Raw genomic sequence first — 17,531 nt, 5'->3', positions numbered from 1 at the left:
TAAAAGTTTCACAAACCGTAGAACTATAGAACGGGGCTAGATTCCATAAGCCCCACTCCAAAACCCTTCTTCAAATTTTCTCTTTTTTGATAGTTATGTTGCACGAATCCTCCTTAAATGGGGGATTATTTGTTTCTTTCTGCCAAAAAATCGTTCAAAAATCTTGAAAAATTCCTTTGATTATAGTCCTATATATGATATAATGGGACTATAGTTATGGAGGTGATGTAATGTCCGTATCAGAAGAAATAAGATCAGTGAAAAGACCCAAAAACACGATTGTTGAGGATCGAGGCAGAGATGGCCCGAAGCGTTATGCCGTTAGGGAACGTGGTGTTATTAAATATGTACCTGGTAAGAATCCTCAACCACATAATGGAAAGGTGATTGGACATATCATTAATGGTAAATATGTTCCATTAGCTGAATCTAAAACTTTGGCATCTTCTTCATGTAAACCAGATATGCTATCATATGGATCATCATCACTAATTAAATCGGTATCAGATGATCTACTGGAAGATTTGCTGAAAGTTTACGATCCTACTATAGCATTTACTATTATTGCTATAGCATCATTGAAGGTACTGCGTCCGGGCACAACAGCGAGAAGAATGTCAACTCACTATAATAGAACTTTTATTTCAATTTATTACCCTGGAGCATCAATATCACAAAATTCAATAGGTACCTTGTATAATGATATTGGAACCGACGGTTGTAAAAGAAAAGCATTTTATGAACATAGAATGAAATCAGTATCAGCTAAACATCATGTAGCAATAGACGGAATGTTAAAACAAAACACAAGCACAGTTAATGATTTATCATCATATTCATATAAAGCTAAGAAAAAAGGAATTAAAGAAATTTCAGTTTTATACGCATATGATCTAGAACGGATGGAACCAATTTGTGCTGAAGTCTTTCCGGGTAATTGCATAGACGCATCTTCGTATGCCAGTTTTATAAAAGATAATGATGTTAAATCAGGTATCATTGTGGCAGACAAAGGCTTTCCACCTAGCAAAATCTATGATGAACTGAAAAAACGACCTAACCTTCACTTTCTTACACCAATTAAGAGAAATGATAAAAGAATAACCAATAATAATATGCTGGAATTTCAAGGAGTATTGGAGGGAGTTGCTGAAAACGTTCGGTATAGCAAAAAGAGAATTCAAGGTGGTAATTATTTATATGCATTCAGAGATGCAGATTTAGCTGCTAAAGAAGAAGCTACAAGATTAAAAAAGCAAAAAAGACAAAAGATTACAACGATCAGATATTTGCCAAAAAAGAAAAAACGTTTGGATTATTAGTTTTAGAATCTGATTTGGATCTTGAACCTATAATTGCATACAGGACATATTCAGACAGGTGGCTTCTTGAACTCATCTTCAAAAGGTACAAAAGTGATGAATGCTTAGATTTAACTAATAATCAAGGAGACTTTAGTGTTATTGGTGCTGAATTTGTAAACTTTATTTCTACAGTTATCACTGCCAGAATAGTAAAGAAAATTGAAGATGCTGAACTTTTAAAAGATGAAAGTTATGCCGATGTTATGGATGATTTAGCATCGGCATGGAGAAAAACAAGTGCGCCATTAACCCTTCCCGATACTAAAGATGAATATTGGGTTCATACTAACAATTCTGTATTTGAGATATTAGAGAAATTAGGTCTAAGTAAACCTATACCAAAGCCAGAATCAAAAAAAACTGGCAGACCAGCTAAGAAATCATGTTAGAACCTTGTTGTAGTATCAAAAGACTAGGGGTGGTCATTTTTTAACCACCCCCTTCAGAAAGTGTGGTTATAGTCCTACAGTTTGTGAAACTTTTAGTTAACAGGAATTGTCAGACATGAAAGGAAAAGTGAAGTTTTACAAGGAGTCAGACGGCTACGGCTTTATTCAGGGGGATGACGGCCAGGAATACTATTTCAATATGCACGATCTTAAAGTCTTTGACGGGGTTCCCCGCACCGGGCACATGGCGGAATTCACGCCGGTTCCGGTAGCTGGCAAAGGGCGCAAGCCGAAAGCCACGGATATCACTGTCTCTGTACCGCCGCGCAATCAGGCATCCGGCCTGCCAGAACCGATGACCGGATTTCCTGTCCGCACTGTCAGAGAAAGATCGTTTCCAGAATAGTCACCCAGAACGGAGCGCCGTACAAGTCCTACTGTCCCTACTGCGGCGGCATGGTTAGAAAGTTCTCCCCCTGTTTTATTGCCACTGCTGTTTACGGGGATCCTCTGGCTCCAGAGGTAATTGCCATCAGGCGCTTTCGGAATGAAGTTCTGCTCCCCCGCTGGTACGGCAGAATCATTACCCGCTGCTATTACCGTGTTTCGCCTCCCATAGCCGCGATGCTTTCCGGAAAAGCCTGGCTCACTCGTCCTTTGAAGAGGCTTCTCAATATTCTGGCCCGGCGCTACGGATAGCAGAACAGTCCGGGATACAAAAGTCCGGAGACCGCGGGCGCTTTTTTCCTTTCGCCGGGAGGGGCGGTATCAGAAGCCGAGTTCCTCCCATGAATAGAGCCGGAGGGGGATTTTCCGGGCCCGGAGATACTCTTCGGTGATGGTCTTCCGGAGCTGAAACTGCCGTTTCGCAAGCGCGGTGACGATATTGCCCGGGTCTCCCCGGGAAAGCCTTTCAAAATCATCGAAGACTCGGGTGCCGCTCACTAATTCCTTGCCGTTTTCCCGCAGGGTTTCCCAGTCATTTCCCGTCATTACCGGGAAAAGCGCCCCGCCCGGGAGAGCTTGTCTCTGTTCTTTGACGCTGCCGGTAAGATCCCGGTACAGCTTTCTCATCCAGTTAATCCCCCCGGGATCCGGATCTCCCGCCATGACCACCGGAATTTCCGGAAAACGCTGTAACAGCGGATAAAGAAGTTCATGGCAGTACTCGCTTTGGGAGAACCTTTCGCTCTTAGGCATAATCCTCTGCACAAACAGCGTCCGGGGATAGTCCCCAGAAATTTCCTGAGTCCGGGCATCATCTGAGAGCGCGGTAAGCTCCTCAAAATCAAGGAACACGGCCTGATTTTCTACCACGATGATCCGGGCGGGGCGGGAAATCTCCCCGGCAAACTGCGCTCCCTCCGGAAAAAACGGCATTCCCGCGAGCCTCCCGAAGGCTGTATCCCGGTACCTTAATTCCGCTCCGGCCCTGACAAACACCCGGCCCGCCGAGGTGCGGATGTCGGAGCGTTTTTCATCTCCGGAACCGGCGTTGGCAATCCTGTTTTCGGGACTTGCCAGCCCCTCCAGATATTCCGGGGTGATGCCGTTTTCCCGGAGGAAATCCTGCAGCTTGAGTCCCAGCTCCATAAAAAGTTTGCTTTTATCGGAGGAGCTGAGCCGTTTGTCCTGGTATCTCTCCAGCTTTGCGGCGACGGTGTTCGGGAGGAGATCCCCCAGGAACTGCAAAAGATCCTTGCGGCTTCTGATCCCCGGATCTTTGAGGGGGTTTTGAAGTATTTCCAGAAGATACCGGGCATCTTTTTTATGACCTTCAAGGTAGCGGGTAAGATCGTTCATTTTGGGAGTCCTTTTTTGACAATGCTGTTTCTTAAATGGTCTGACCATGGCCTTAAGAGCTGTTATTTGCCAGATATGCCAGCAGATTCCGGGCGATATCCCCGTCAGCCAGTCTGAGCATGCCGTCATTCTCCTGAGAACGGGACAGCAGGTTGGCGCTGCCGTACCAGACAATCTCCCGGTCGATAACCGCAAAATGCTCGTGAATATCCGGCCGGGGCAGCACCCAAATGCCGTTTTCCTGCATGGCTGTGATCAGGGCTTGCGTCATCCGCTGCTGCTTTTCCGGATACTTTTCCGGGGGCAGCGTATAGACGGAGACCCTGATGTTTTTGCGGTAGAGATCCGTCAGCATGTCCAGCATCTTCATTACCTGCTCTCTGTTTATGCCGGGGCTCGAGATGATAAGCTCCTGATCCGCGAGGCAGACATCGGCCCAGAAGATCCGGTTTATATCCTGAGAGTCATAGAAGCCCGGCTTGTGTTCCCGGGGCTTCTTAAGATTTTCGGTTCTGCCATGGCATAGCCGATCTTTTTGTAGGCCCGGAGCCTTTTCCGGAACATCCCTGCGAATACGGGCACATGACCGTCCGCATAATCGTATATCGTGATTTCCGTTTTCCCTTCATAGGTTTGCAGCAGGCGTCCCGCATATTGCTCCACATTCCCGTCAAAGGAAATGGGGCAGGTCAGAAACAGGGTGTCCAGCCGGAGATAGTTAAAGCCTTCGCCGACATACTGGCCAATGGCGATGAGGAGCACGCTTTTATCAGGAGGAACCGCCAGCATTTCCTGGCGAATGGCTTCTCTTTCGCTGGTCTTGCGGCCGCCATGCAGCAGAAAAACCCGATAGGCCGCATCCCTGAGCATTTCCAGCAGGACTTCGGCATGCTCCCGGAATTTGGTCAGAATGAGCGGGCTATGCCCCGCCGCTATGCATTCCCGGGCATCCCGGGCGATTTCCTCATTCCGGCTTTTATCATGGATGGCGATCTTATAGGCCTCCTGCAACAGCCAGGGCTTTCCGGCATTAACGAGAGCGGTAAATCTTGTTCTGACAAAACAGCGGAAGCCCTGCTGGGCGATTCTTTCCTTTGAGGTGAATCTCCAGAGGACCGGGCCCAGAAGCATGAATACCTTCTGCTCCATGCCGTCATCCCGTTTAACGGTGGCGGTCAGGCCGTAAACATAGCGGGCGCGGACTTTATCAATAACGGCGGCGATATTCTGAGCTGCGGCATGATGGCATTCATCCACGATAACAAGGCCGTAGGATTCCAGGAGGGCATCTGCTTTGTCTCCGGCTTTTGCAAGAGAAGGGCTCATGGCCACGTCAATGATGCCCCCCAGGGTGTTATGTCCGCTGTACAGAGAGCCCAGGACGCCTTTTCTGGTTTTCAGGCGTCCTGCGGGAGTCCGATATTTGGGAGGATCCTCTGAAATCAACAGGAATTTACCGAGATCCTGAACCCAGTTTTGCAAAATTTCCCGGTTCTGCACAATGACAAGGGCGCTTACCTTTTTCGCTGCAATCAGATACGAGCCCACAGCTGTTTTCCCGAAGGCGGTGGCGGCATGCAGAATGCCTGTTTCATGCTCCAGCATCACGTTCGCCGCCTTGAGCTGCTCGGGATAGAGCTGGCCTCTGAAGGAAACCCGGACAGGCTTCCCCCGCTGTCTGAGATCGCTGATAACGCCGGGGATCTGCTCTTCCTCCAGGTTTTTCTTCAGCGCCTCCAGCCGGCCCCGGGGGACTGTGATGTAACCGTCCTCTTCGCTGCCGCACCAGACAATGCGGGAGATGCCGCGGGTACCTCCGCATTTCAAAAAAAATTAAAGCCTTCTCTCCAGGATAACATCCTCCAGGATCATGTCGCCGTAGCGGCATTCGGCGCCGGCCTCCTCCGGAAGCATTTCCCCGGGAGCGTCCGGGGTTCCCTGAAGCCTTCTCAGCTTTTCGGTATAGGACGGAATAAGGTGTCCCCGGGGATCGCAGCGATAGAATTCCTGATGGCCGCCGTCCATGTTGTCATAGTAGGAGCTTACCGCAAAAAGCCAGTGATCCGGAGCGCACTTAATTGCCGCGTCTTCGCCTTTCCGGGCCATGCGGTCATAGTATTCCCGGGAACTGACCGGATCCGGAGTCTCCGCCACATAGACAAAGAAATTAATGAGGTCGTCCTCGATGCCGGAGCAGGGGAGCTTTTCCTCGGCGGTTTCCGGAGGATTGACAAAGCCGGTGTCCTCCTCCTGAAGGGGCACTTCATCAAGCTTCGGCAGTTTGGTCTTAATGCTCCGGACAATTTCCGCCAGAAGATCCAGATTTACATCGTCCCGGAGATCCGGGGCTCCTGCAAGTTCCAGCGGAGCCGCTCTGGTAAAGATCTCCGGGGGCACGGTCAGGGAGGCATAGTCCTCAGGGCGGTAGGTTTTGTTTTTGGTGCAGTGGTCGCAGTAGGCCTTGATAAGACTGGTCTTCCGCACCTGCTGCCGGAATTTGGACAGCATATGCCGGAGGGGGCCCATAATGGCATTAAGCTCGTTCTGACAGCGGGTGATGGAGGTCAGAAGTTCGCTTATAAGAATTTTGTACAGCCGGACGTCGTTTCCGGCATTTTTCACATACTGGTGCAGCTCCTGATAGGTATAGGCGGTGAGGTTATCCACCAGATCCGAGGCCTTCTGAATGGCGGCTTCGTTTTCCGCGATTTTATCCCGGAGACTGTGGACAAAGCCGAATTCCGTGAGCAGCTTCCGGGAGAGGCCGTCTACGGCGATCTGGGCATCGAAGCCGATTTCATGCACCAGCTGGGTGAGATCAATAAGCACCCGATCCGCCTGCTCCGTATTGTGGGAGTTCAGGTGATCAATGTAGCTGTTGCAGAGAATGGCGATGTTCTGCAGACGGGCGGCGATGTCGGTGTCAATGTAGCTCCGGGTGTCGATTTTCAGAATGTAGTTAATAAGCCGGCTCAGGTGGGGATTAAGCCAGTAGCCGTTGACGGTGTCCATGATGATGTTGCGGTTCTGCAGCGTCTGCAGCAGGGCGGCGTTTTCCTGAGTGATGGCGGGGAGCTCGCCGTTGTAGGCGGCGACAATAAGCTCGGCGCCGCTGTTAAGATCGGCCAGAATGGAGCGGATGACCCGGTTTTCATGGCGTTCCGGAGCGCCGTTTTCAGAATTTTTCATGAGCTGAAGAGATCCTCCTCCTCCGGTTTCTGCTTCTGCTGTTCCAGAGCCTTTTCCTCCTCCGCCAGGATGTTTTCGTGAGCATCGATAAACTCCAGCACCTCGTAAATATAGTCCACCTTGCCGGTGAAGGTGAAGATCCGGGTGCCGGGGACATTTTCCCGGAGGATTTCATACTTCACCATGCGGTCGATAATGATCCTGATGATTTCCGGAACCTCTGTTTGCGGCCTTTTGTTCAGGAGGGTGTTTATTTTCTTGGCCCGGGTGGTCAGGTACTGATTGTTCTGCACCCGGGCGGTGAGTTCGGCCTCGGTGACCTGACTGCCCGGCATCATGGGATGATCCCGGGTGCTGGCATCCATAACCAGCAGAATAAATTCCAGAACCGGCCGGAGCTGTTCCATGACGGTCTGGAACTCCTTTTTTACCGAAGCCCGATCCTCGCTGAGCTCCAGACTGATCCAGGTAGCGTAGTAGGCCGCCTTGTTGGCGGTTTCCGATATTTTGCGGTTCAGGGGGGCCAGAATGGCTTCCACCTTGGCGCGGGTCTCCGGTTCGGTCAGATCCCGGTAGGCCTCGGGGCAGACGGTGCTGCAGATAAACTCTCCCCGAAGCAGTCTTTCAGCGGTGTCTCTGATCATTGGCTTTCTCCTTCTGCCTTGGCCTTGAGCCTGTTTCTGATGGCGCTGCCCACGGGATCCAGAGCATCCTGGTTTACATATACCCGATCCTTGGCGATCCGGTAAATCCTGCTGAATTCCGCAGCCACGGCGGCGCTGAGATCCGGGGCGGCGGATACCATTACGATATTGTTGCGCTTCATGACATCCAGAAGCAGTCTGATGTTTTTGCCGGACAGCTTGCTCATTTCGTCCACCGGCCAGTGAATGGCAATGTTCCGGTTGCCGCGGGATTCATGAATAAGGCTGATGTAGAGAGCGCACAGAAGCAGGAAGGTGAGACCGTTGGAGCTGATGTCCTCCAGCTCCTTTTCCGTCTGGGCAGTTTTCTTCTTGCCGTTTTCCGTTACGGTGAACACGATGCTGAACAGATCGTTAAGATCGTTTCTGAGCTCGCCGTTGATAAAGAGATTGGCCAGACTCTTCAGGCGGCCCGAGACCTCCGGATTGGGGAGCTCGGACTGTATTTTGCCTTCCTCCTGCCATTTGGCGTAGAACCGGGACAGCTCCTCAATGAAATCCCAGCCCGCCACGTTCTTAATCCGGGGCTCCAATGTAACGGAAAACTCTTCAAAGGCCTCGAACTGCAGATTGTCCGACACAATGCGGGAGATGCGGCGGCTGAAGGCCCGGATCCGGTCATCAAAGTCCCGCATCTGATCGTAATACTGCTTTATCATGTGAAGCACGTCCCGGGCCTGATCCAAAATGCTCTTCCGGTGCTGGGGGAGACCGTGATTCAAAAGCTGCTGCGCTGCCATGGGATAAGAAAACTCGTCAGCGGCTTCCCGGTTTTTATCGTCATTGATGTCAATGCCGGACAGCCGGGCCTGATTGCGGGCGTCATTGAGACAGGAAACCCAATAGTCCTTGATTTTGGAGGTCATGCCGCTCATGGTCTGGCTGATGTTCCGGATGCAATCGTCAAGTTCGGACTTGTTTTTCCGGAGACTGTTCAAAGTTAACCTGGCAGAGGTGGCCGTATCGGCAAACACCCGGGCCGGGGCCTCCTGATCTATGGCATCAGGCCGGGGATGAATATGGAGAGCCTCCAGATCCAAGAGCAGATCTTTGGCGTTTTTATCATTAGTTTCCCGCGTCTTTATTTCACTTCCGATGCTGTCGATTTCCCGATCCAGAATATCTTCGGCCTTTTTGCATTCCTTTTCAGCATCGGCGATGCGGTTATTGGCATCATAGAGGCGAGACTCGAGGGAGCTTTCCTGCTGCCGGTATTCCGGAAGCTGGCTGCAGGAATCTTTAAGCCATTTTTCATAGGCGGTGATCTTCGGTTCCCGGTCTGTTATCTCCTGAATGAGATTTTCCTTTTTGGTGATCTCATTCTGAATAAAATCAATAAGCTTGGCATCCACATTCTCGTTGGCCAGCTTCTTGTTCATAATTTCTTCGTAATCGTCTACGGTCTTTTTGGTTTCCGCCTTAATCTGCCCGGTTTTGGCGGTGAAATCCCTGATGGCGGCTTCATGCTCGGTTTCGAGATCGCTCTTGCTGGAGAGGTAGTTGTTTACGGCATTTTCCCGGAGGCGGGCATGCTCCTCTTCAAGGCTTTTCATGGAGCCCAGAATCTGGCTGAGCTCCTTTTTGGCGGCAGTGAGAGCATTGGTTAATTCCAGGAGTCTTTCTCGGCGGTAGTTTTCAATGCTGCTTTCCGCCATAGCCAGGCGATCCCGGTAGCCGGCAAAGGTCTCCTCCGAGATCAGCTTTGATTCCAGGCGTAACCTTTCGGAAAAAGCCTCATCCAGACTTTTGTGCGATTTTTTCTGAGCCTCGGCGTTTTCCTCCTTTATCCTGAGACAGTTTGAAAGGCGTTCCTGAAGCTGCTGCTTTTCCGTCAGGAGATCCTGATTGTTCTTGAGACAGCGGGGGAGCTCCCTGATATCCAGAGATACCGCTCCCACGGAAATGCGGCCGGGACGATCCTCGGAACCCTGAAAGGCCTCCGGATTAAGATCGTTCCTTAAGAGGAGATCCTCCCGGAGCACCCGGCCGATGCCGTCCCGCCACTCCGGACAGTATTCGTTAAGGTATTCGGCGAGCATGCCGGAGTCCGGATTAAGCAGGGCTTCGATTTCCCTGAGACGGCTCTGGCATTCGCTTTCGGCCCGGGCATTTTTTTCCGCCTCGGCCCCCAGTCTGGTCAGATTCCTGTCGTGATTCTGGATTTCCTGAGTCAGGCGGTACAGACTGGCGCTTATGGCGGCATTGGACTGGCTCAGGGCGTTTATCTCCTCCTGAATGTCGTTCCGGCTTTTTAGGAGGTGTTCCGGAGGAATGATATTGCCCTTCTCCCGTTCCAGATTGGAGATTCTGTTGCGGACATTGTTTTCCTGAAGCCGAAGATCCGAAAGCCGGGACTGCCGGCCGTTTTCCAGCTTGCTCAGATTATCCTGGTGATTTTTTTCCAGAGCGTGCATCTCCTTCAGATAGGTCTGCTCACAGGCGCTGACGCTTTCCTGAATTCTGGCGATTTCCCGGTTAGCCGCGGATTCGGCAGAGAGCTTTTTGTTATCAAACTCTGTTCTGATGTTGCCGTAGACGTTTTTCACGGAGCCCAGCTTGTTCTTGTCTTCCTGAAGGGAATTCCGAAGGGCGGGGAGATTCCGGTATTCCTGGAGCCAGGTGGCCATATCCTGTTCTTCGTAGGCGGTTTGCTGTTCTTCGATGTCCCTGATGTTTTTCTGGACGCCGTTCAGTTTGTCCTGGGCATCGTTTCTTTCGTGAGTAAGCTTGCGATCCAGTTCAACCCAGTCATCATGAGTTTTTTTCTTTTTGCTCTGGGCGGCCTCTTTGTCCTGAGCCAGCTGCTTCAGGGAGATATCAAAGCTGTGCCGGTACCAGGCCAGCTGTCCGGCCTGCTCCCGGAGCAGCCTCTTGTTGTCGGCGATCTTTTCTCCCAGAAGGGACACGGTTTCCAGAGAGTTGCGTTCCTTTTCCGCCGCCCGGTAGTCATCGATGTCCGAGCACCATTCCAGAACCTTGGCGGGATCCAGGGTCAGCGCCACTCCCGGATGATCCTGCCGGAGAATGTCGCTTAAAAGGAGCTTGATGCTGTCAAATTTCACGTGGCCGGTAATGAGGCTGTGAGTGATGCTTTCGATGTAGCGGAGCTGCTTAAGGCCCCCGCTCAGGCTGTAGTCGTATCTTAAATTGTTATTGGCTCCCGAGGAGATGTTCTGAATAACGGAACGGTACTGATCCACGGTGTTAACCAGAGCCTCCGTCTGCACCCCCCGATCTCTCAGGATCTGCCGATATTCCTTCCATTCCCGGGCCCGGTAGCATTTGCGGCTCTCGTCATAGACCACGATATCCTCAATGCTGAAGGGAGCCTTGATAAAACGGTAGCTGAGACTCTTGCTGTTCTGGCTGTTTCCGGCGTTGGTCATCATGACATGGACGATTTCGCCCCGGGAGTTATAGTATTCAAACACCAAGGTGCTGTCGGATCTGGGAAGGTAGAAACCGGAAAAGCTTTTTCTGACGTTGCTGGAGCTGGTGATTCTTCCGGGCACAAGGCCGTAGAAGAGGGGGATCAGCTTTAACAGACTGGTTTTGCCGGAACCGTTGGCGCCGTTTACCTGAGTGTGGTTTTCAAAATCAAACTCGAAGATGCGGTTTTCCGAGGAACCGATATAGGAGTCTATGAGAATGATGCGGATAAGGCCGGCGGGATGAGTCGGGAAACCGGCGGAATTATTGCTGTTATCGGTAGTGCTGGGCATCATATGGGGTGTCTGCCTGATGTGTCTGTAAATTCAACGGAAACAATAAAGTTATTTTAACGAAAAAACCTTTTCTGTTCAATGCGGCAGAAGGCTTCCGGGGGTGTTCCTTTCCGGGCTTCCGGATCGGATTATCCGGCATTGCGGCCGGATGTTATGCCCCCGCGTTTCGCTTTCCGGATGCATTTCCCGGAGTCTTTTTGTTGATTTTTAACGCAAAAGTGTTAAATTCAGAAACATTATCCATATCACAGAAATCCCCGTCCTGAGCCTCCTGAGACCGTCTCCTGATGCCATACCGGAGAGTGTTTCCGGAAGGGACTCATGACGGCGCCGGATTTCAGCACACAGGAAGAATCATATGATCCCGCAGCTCTCCAAGGAAAATTCACTGGATCCGCTTTATCTCAGCTATTTTAAGACTCTGGCCGCCGAGGGGGCCTTTGCCGGCGAAATAGAGTATTCCTATGCCGCCAGACTGTCAGCGGCCACGGATAACAGCGTGTACCAGCTCCTGCCTGCGGGAATCCTTTTTCCGAAAACTCCCGGTGATATTCAGGCGGCGCTCCGGCTTGCAGCCAGAAAGGAGTTTCGCGGCATCCGGTTTGCGCCCCGGGGCGGCGGCACCGGCACCAACGGGGGCTCTTTAACCTCCGGGGTGATCATCGATGTCTCCCGTCATTTAAAGGGCCTCGGCGCCGTGGATCCTGAAAAGAGAACGGTGCATGCCGAGGCCGGGGTGATCAAGGACTGGCTTAATGAGCAGATAAAGCAGTACGGACTCTTCTTCTCCCCCAATCTTTCCACCTCCAACCGGGCCACCCTGGGGGGCATGATCTCCAATGACGCCTCGGGACAGGGCTCCCTGAAATACGGCAAAACCTCGCAGCATATTCTGGACACGGATGTGGTGCTGATGGACGGCAGTCTGGTGACCTTCGGCCCCGTGTCCGGAGATGAGCTTAAAGCCAAAATGGATCTCGCCACCATGGAGGGGCAGATCTACCGTACGGTTTATGAAATCGCCGCCGGAAAGCGGGATGAAATTGTAAAGGCCTTTCCGGATCTCACCCGCTTTCTGACGGGATACGATCTTAAGCATGTCTGGGATCCCGAAACCGGAGTTCTGGATATTTCCCGCATTATCTGCGGCGCCGAGGGCACTTTGGGCTTTATCACCGGAGCCACGCTGGATCTCACTCCGGTTCCCTCCTTCCGGGCTCTCGTCAACATTAAGTATGACAGCTTTGATTCCGCTCTCCGTCATGCTCCGGAGCTGGTGAATGCCGGAGTGCTTTCGGTGGAGACCATTGATTCCTGCGTGTTCGCCATGGCGAAAAAGGACATTGTCTGGTACCAGGTTAAGGATCTGCTTACCGAAGTCCCCGGCAAAACCATGGACGGCATCAACATTGTGGAATTTGCCGGCACCGATGCCGCTTTGGAAAAGGTGCGCATGGATCTGCTCATAAATACGCTGAACGAAGAGCTCCGGGAGGGCAATTCCCGGGGCATCATCGGCTATCAGACCTGCACCGAGCTTAAGGATATTCAGGCTGTTTACGCCATGAGAAAGAAGGCCGTGGGGCTTCTGGGCAATGCTGACGGCGCACAGAAGCCCGTGGCCTTCGTGGAGGACACGGTGGTGCCCCCGGAGCATCTTGCGGACTTTATAAAGGAGTTCCGGGAGCTTCTGGACAGCCACCATCTCCGCTACGGCATGTTCGGTCATGTGGATTCCGGAGTGCTTCATGTGCGTCCGGCGCTGGATCTCTGCGATCCGGAACAGGAGGTGATGCTCAGAACCATTTCCGACAAGGTGGCGGAGCTTACCGCCAAATACGGCGGCATTATGTGGGGCGAGCACGGCCGGGGCTATCGCAGCGAGTACGGCCCGAAATACTACGGGGGACTTTTTGATGAGCTCCGCCGGGTCAAGGGGGTTTTTGATCCCGATAACCGCATCAACCCGGGGAAGATCTGCGCTCCTTACGGCAATGATTCCGCCAGCCTGGTGTCCGTGGATGCCGTGAAGAGAGGATTTTACGACCGCCAGATTCCTTCAGGAGTAAGGCAAAGCTACAACCGGGTGGTGAGCTGCAACGGCAACGGCGCATGCTTCTCCTACGATACCACGTCTCCCATGTGCCCCACCTACAAGTTCATGGGGGATCGCATCCAGTCTCCCAAGGGCCGGGCCGGTCTTATGAGAGAGTGGCTCCGGGAGCTGGAGGAGGCGGGGGCCAATCCTCTTCTGGAGGAAAAGCTTACGGAAGCCCGGGGGGTTACTCTGGGGGATCTGGCCCGCAAAACCTGGCATACCGTAACCAAAAGGGGCTATGACTTCAGCGATGAGGTGCTGGAGGCCATGAACGTCTGTCTGGCCTGCAAGGCTTGCGCCTCCCAGTGTCCCATTAAGGTGGACGTGCCGGATTTCCGGGCCCGTTTCTTCAACCTCTATTATTCCCGTTATCTCAGGCCGGCGGGGGATCTTCTGGTGAAGCATTTTGAGGAGAGCGCTCCCCTGATGGCCCGGCTTCCGGCCCTGTTTAACAAGGTGAATTCCCTTTCTCCGGCGAAATTCATGGTGAAGAAGATTCTGGGCTTTGTGGATGTGCCGGTGTTAAGCAGTCCGGTTCTTAAGGATCTTCTCCGGGGACAGACCATGGAGCGTTTTGATCTTAATGCTCTGGAAAAGCTCTCTCCCGCGGAACGGGCCAAACGGGTTCTTATTGTTCAGGATACCTTCACCACGGTTTATGATGCCCCGGTGGTTCATGATCTGGTGTCTCTGGTAGCCAAGACCGGGAAGATTCCGGTGCTGCTCCCCTTAAAGCCCAACGGCAAGGCCCTCCATATCCGGGGCTATCTCCGGGAGTTTGCCGTGACTGCAGCCAAAACCTCCGATTTCTACAACCGGGTGTTCCGCCTGGGCATTCCCATGGTGGGGGTGGATCCCGCCATTGTGCTCTGCTACCGGGATGAATACCGGAAGACTCTGGGCGCGGCCCGGGGGGATTTTGTGATCCGGCTTACCCAGGAATGGCTCCTTGACAATCTCAGTCTTCTGACTCCCCGGGTCAAGGATGAAAACCCGTACTATCTTCTGGCTCACTGCACCCAGAAATCCCTGAAGCCGGGGACTCATGACGACTGGGTGAAGATCTTCCGGCAGGTTTCCCTGAAGCTTATCCCGGTGCCGGTGGGCTGCTGCGGCATGGCCGGCCTTTACGGACATACCGCGGCCAACGAGGCCAGATCTCAGGCCATTTACCGGCAGAACTGGGCCCCGGTCTTCCAGAAGTATCCTGTGAACCGCTGTCTCGTTACCGGCTTTTCCTGCCGGGAGCAGGTTAAGAGGATGGAGCATGCCGCGGTACGGCATCCCCTGCAGGTTTTGAACGAGATCCTGTAGCGGGGCGGCAAAAAGCTAAAGCAAAGAGACTAAAGCGTAGAGAGAAGGCAAAGCGAGATGGTTTTGCTTCGGCCCGTTCGGAAGTTTTTTCGGACGGGCTTTTTGTTTTGCGGCAGAGATATTTTCAGGGATCTCGGGCCGGAGATGCCGGTTCTGTCGCGTTTTTGCTCTGTGATTCTTTCGTTCCCCTTCTTTGGTGCTATAATCCCGGTCATGGCTTTTCGTGAAGCCTGGAAGAGCGGCCTGTCTCTAACACACGGAGGCAGAAAGGCGGATTTCTTAAGTTCGATTTGACTTATGAAAGGCGCTTTTTGCGGGCACGCTTTTTCCGGGAGTCTGCAGGGGATTTATTCGATATCCCGGAAAAGCGGGGGAGATCTTACCGGACGAACCTGCTTTTCGGCAGGCTCCTTTACTTGTTTGTATTTTTCAGAAGCCAGCGGAGGCTTTCCTTATGGAAATGTTATCAGGTGCAGAGATGGTTGTGCGCACCCTGGAGGATCTGGGGGTTGACAGGCTTTTTGGCTATCCCGGCGGAGCCGTTCTCGACATTTATGACGCCTTAAAAGATTCAAAGAAGATTCATCACGTTCTGGTAAGACACGAGCAGTCAGCGGCCCATGCCGCCGACGGCTATGCCCGTACCACCGGCAGGGTAGGCTGCTGCCTCGTTACCTCGGGACCGGGAGCCACCAATACCATTACCGGCATTGCCACGGCCTATATGGATTCGGTGCCCATGGTTATTATCACCGGCCAGGTAGCCACCTTCCTTATCGGTCAGGACGCATTCCAGGAGGTGGACATGGTGGGAATTTCCCGGCCTATCGTCAAGCACAGCTATATCTGCAAGAAGGCCGAGGATATTCCGGTGTTTATCAGAAAGGCTTTCCATATTGCCTCCACCGGCCGTCCGGGGCCGGTAGTGGTTGATATTCCCAAGGACTGCCAGAACCCGAAAAACAAGTTCCCGTACGAGCCCAAGCCTTTAAGCGAAATCACCATGCGCTCCTATAATCCCACCAGATTCGGACACAAGGGGCAGATCCGGAGATCCCTCAGCCTGCTGGCCGAGGCCAAAAAGCCGGTTATTCACATCGGCGGCGGCGTTATTGCCTCCGAGGGAGCCTGCGCCAAGGTCACCGAATTCGCCCGGAGATACCATATTCCGGTAACCTCCACTCTGATGGGACTGGGCGCGTATCCGGGCACTGATCCCCAGTTCCTGGGCATGGTGGGCATGCATGGCACCTACGCTGCCAATACCGCCATGCACGAGAGCGATCTCATTATTGCTCTGGGAGCGCGCTTCTCGGACAGATCCACCAACAATGTTGACAAGTACTGTCCCAAGGCCCGCATCGTTCACGTGGACATCGATCCCTCCTCCATTGCCAAGCGCATTAAGGTGGACATTCCCATTGTGGCCGATATCGGCACGGTGCTGGATCAGATGAACGATGTCATTAAGGAAATGAACCTCTCCATGGACAATGCCCGTCTGGATCCCTGGTGGACTGAGATCGAAGCCATGAAGACCCGGCATCCGGTCACCTGCGCGGGAGACGGCACTCCGGGACTGCTCCATCCGGGCAGAGTGGTGGAGGATATCTACCGGATCACCGACGGCAAGGCCATTGTGGTTACCGACGTGGGGCAGCATCAGATGTTTACGGCCCTTTACTACAAGTTTGACACCCCCCGGAAGTTCCTGTCCTCCGGCGGACTGGGCACCATGGGCTACGGCTTCCCTGCAGCCGTGGGCGCCAAGATCGCCAGTCCGGAATCCGAGGTTATCTGCATCACCGGCGACGGCTCCTTCCAGATGAACCTCCAGGAGCTGGCCACCTGTCTCCAGTACGGTATTGCGGTAAAGATTGTGATTCTCAACAATGTTTCCCTGGGCATGGTTAAGCAGTGGCAGATGATGTTCTACAACGGCCGGCAGACTGAAACCTTCATGGATGCCGCTCCGGACTTTGTGAAGCTGGCGGAGTGCTACGGTCAGGTGGGCATCAGAGCAGGCAATCCTGACGAGCTGAATGCGGCCCTGAAGAAGGCCCTGGATATCAAGGACAAGACCGTGGTTATCGATGTTCAGGTGGATCCGGACTCCCGTGTCTATCCGATGCAGATCGGCGGAGGCAGCATGGGCGATATGCGTATCAACAGAGATGAAGAGGAGCGTGTGTAATGCGTCATTTAATTTCAGTGCTCCTGGAAAATGAAACCGGGGCTCTCAGCCGGGTAGTGGGGCTGTTTTCTCAGAGAGGATTCAACATTGAGTCTCTTACGGTAGCGCCCACTGAGGATGCGACTCTTTCCAGAATGACTATCACCACCTTTTGCGATGACGGAGAGGTTGAACAGATCACCAAGCAGCTTCATAAGCTGATTAATGTGCTCAAGGTTACCGATCTCTGTGATTCCAACCATGTGGAGCGCGAAATCATGCTGGTGAAGATTCAGGCGGTTACCCGGGATATCCGTGATGAGGTTAAGACCATTTCGGATATTTTCCACGGGCAGATTGTGGATCTTACTCCTACCATTTACACAGTGGAGATCATCGGCTCCAGCGAGGAGCTGGACACCTTCCTGGAGACCGTAACCAAGGTTACCGAGATCGTTGAGGTGGTCAGATCCGGGGTCTGCGGCATCTCCCGGGGAGAGAGATCTCTCAGGCTGTAACAGCCAGCCGGGGGCAGGCAGCGCGCGGGGCAGCATAGCATGACGCCATGACTTCCAGGGCTCCTGAAATCCGGTTATGACAATGCGATTCAGAAAAGGCTGAAGTCTCAGGACTCCGGCCTTTTTCGTATCTGGGATCCTGGGAACGGCGCTAATCCCCGGCTAGGTGTACTTTTCTAAATAGAACTGTTGTAAAATACTAAATCAATTTGTTGACTTTGCTGAATAAACTGCTACCATATACTCATAATGTT

13 protein-coding genes are annotated in these 17,531 nt (G+C 52.6%); 7 read left to right on the top strand and 6 right to left on the bottom strand.

Annotated features, from left to right (window positions below):
- Nucleotides 1–230 precede the first annotated feature (230 nt).
- From ACJROR_RS05245 to ACJROR_RS05230, 4 genes are all read left to right on the top strand, one after another.
- Nucleotides 231–1,322 carry a transposase gene (locus ACJROR_RS05245; protein ID WP_406546172.1) on the top strand — a complete coding sequence of 364 codons (1,092 nt, stop codon included), beginning with the start codon at nucleotides 231–233 and terminating at the stop codon, nucleotides 1,320–1,322.
- Nucleotides 1,323–1,336: 14 nt separating this feature from the next.
- Nucleotides 1,337–1,753, top strand: a complete 417-nt coding sequence (locus ACJROR_RS05240) for a hypothetical protein (RefSeq protein ID WP_406546171.1) — start codon at nucleotides 1,337–1,339, stop codon at nucleotides 1,751–1,753.
- A 115-nt stretch (nucleotides 1,754–1,868) separates the two neighbouring features.
- A complete protein-coding gene (locus tag ACJROR_RS05235; RefSeq protein WP_406546170.1) occupies nucleotides 1,869–2,159 on the top strand; it encodes a hypothetical protein in 291 nt (96 codons plus the stop codon).
- A 50-nt stretch (nucleotides 2,160–2,209) separates the two neighbouring features.
- On the top strand, nucleotides 2,210–2,452 hold the full coding sequence (locus ACJROR_RS05230; RefSeq protein ID WP_406546169.1) for a CFI-box-CTERM domain-containing protein: 243 nt from the start codon (nucleotides 2,210–2,212) through the stop codon (nucleotides 2,450–2,452).
- Nucleotides 2,453–2,521: 69 nt separating this feature from the next.
- Here the strand turns inward: ACJROR_RS05230 and ACJROR_RS05225 are convergent, their stop codons facing one another.
- Genes ACJROR_RS05225 through ACJROR_RS05200 form a run of 6 tightly spaced genes read right to left on the bottom strand, consistent with a single transcriptional unit; the run spans nucleotide 2,522 to nucleotide 11,174 of the window.
- A complete protein-coding gene (locus ACJROR_RS05225) occupies nucleotides 2,522–3,556 on the bottom strand; it encodes a hypothetical protein (RefSeq protein ID WP_406546168.1) in 1,035 nt (344 codons plus the stop codon).
- 52 nt (nucleotides 3,557–3,608) lie between these two features.
- Nucleotides 3,609–4,001 (bottom strand): phospholipase D-like domain-containing protein, encoded by a 393-nt coding sequence (locus ACJROR_RS05220; RefSeq protein ID WP_406546173.1) that lies wholly within the window; start codon nucleotides 3,999–4,001, stop codon nucleotides 3,609–3,611.
- Between the two features lie 5 nt (nucleotides 4,002–4,006).
- Nucleotides 4,007–5,383: a DEAD/DEAH box helicase gene (locus ACJROR_RS05215; protein ID WP_406546167.1), complete on the bottom strand. Its 1,377-nt coding sequence runs from the start codon at nucleotides 5,381–5,383 to the stop codon at nucleotides 4,007–4,009.
- Nucleotides 5,384–5,389: 6 nt separating this feature from the next.
- On the bottom strand, nucleotides 5,390–6,745 hold the full coding sequence (locus ACJROR_RS05210) for a hypothetical protein (protein ID WP_406546166.1): 1,356 nt from the start codon (nucleotides 6,743–6,745) through the stop codon (nucleotides 5,390–5,392).
- On the bottom strand, nucleotides 6,742–7,389 hold the full coding sequence (locus tag ACJROR_RS05205) for a condensin complex protein MksE (protein WP_406041478.1): 648 nt from the start codon (nucleotides 7,387–7,389) through the stop codon (nucleotides 6,742–6,744). Before ACJROR_RS05205 ends, ACJROR_RS05210 begins: the two co-directional genes overlap by 4 nt.
- Nucleotides 7,386–11,174, bottom strand: coding sequence for an ATP-binding protein (locus tag ACJROR_RS05200; RefSeq protein WP_406546165.1), 3,789 nt, complete (start codon nucleotides 11,172–11,174; stop codon nucleotides 7,386–7,388). Before ACJROR_RS05200 ends, ACJROR_RS05205 begins: the two co-directional genes overlap by 4 nt.
- A 358-nt stretch (nucleotides 11,175–11,532) precedes the next feature.
- Here ACJROR_RS05200 and ACJROR_RS05195 point away from each other — a divergent pair, with 358 nt between their 5' ends.
- The 3 genes from ACJROR_RS05195 to ilvN all read left to right on the top strand — a co-directional run bounded on the left by ACJROR_RS05195 (nucleotide 11,533) and on the right by ilvN (nucleotide 17,277).
- Nucleotides 11,533–14,586 carry an FAD-binding and (Fe-S)-binding domain-containing protein gene (locus ACJROR_RS05195; RefSeq protein ID WP_406546164.1) on the top strand — a complete coding sequence of 1,018 codons (3,054 nt, stop codon included), beginning with the start codon at nucleotides 11,533–11,535 and terminating at the stop codon, nucleotides 14,584–14,586.
- Nucleotides 14,587–15,040: 454 nt separating this feature from the next.
- Nucleotides 15,041–16,780, top strand: a complete 1,740-nt coding sequence (gene ilvB, locus ACJROR_RS05190; protein WP_406041472.1) for a biosynthetic-type acetolactate synthase large subunit — start codon at nucleotides 15,041–15,043, stop codon at nucleotides 16,778–16,780.
- The gene (gene ilvN / locus ACJROR_RS05185; protein ID WP_406041470.1) at nucleotides 16,780–17,277 is read left to right on the top strand and encodes an acetolactate synthase small subunit; all 498 of its coding nucleotides are present in this window, start codon (nucleotides 16,780–16,782) and stop codon (nucleotides 17,275–17,277) included. Before ilvB ends, ilvN begins: the two co-directional genes overlap by 1 nt.
- Nucleotides 17,278–17,531: the final 254 nt, after the last annotated feature.

This window comes from Succinimonas sp., from assembly GCF_045225735.1.
In the GTDB taxonomy this organism is placed as follows: domain Bacteria; phylum Pseudomonadota; class Gammaproteobacteria; order Enterobacterales; family Succinivibrionaceae; genus Succinimonas.
Note: the sequence above shows the minus strand (reverse complement) of the source record. Positions and strands in the feature narration are given on the sequence as shown.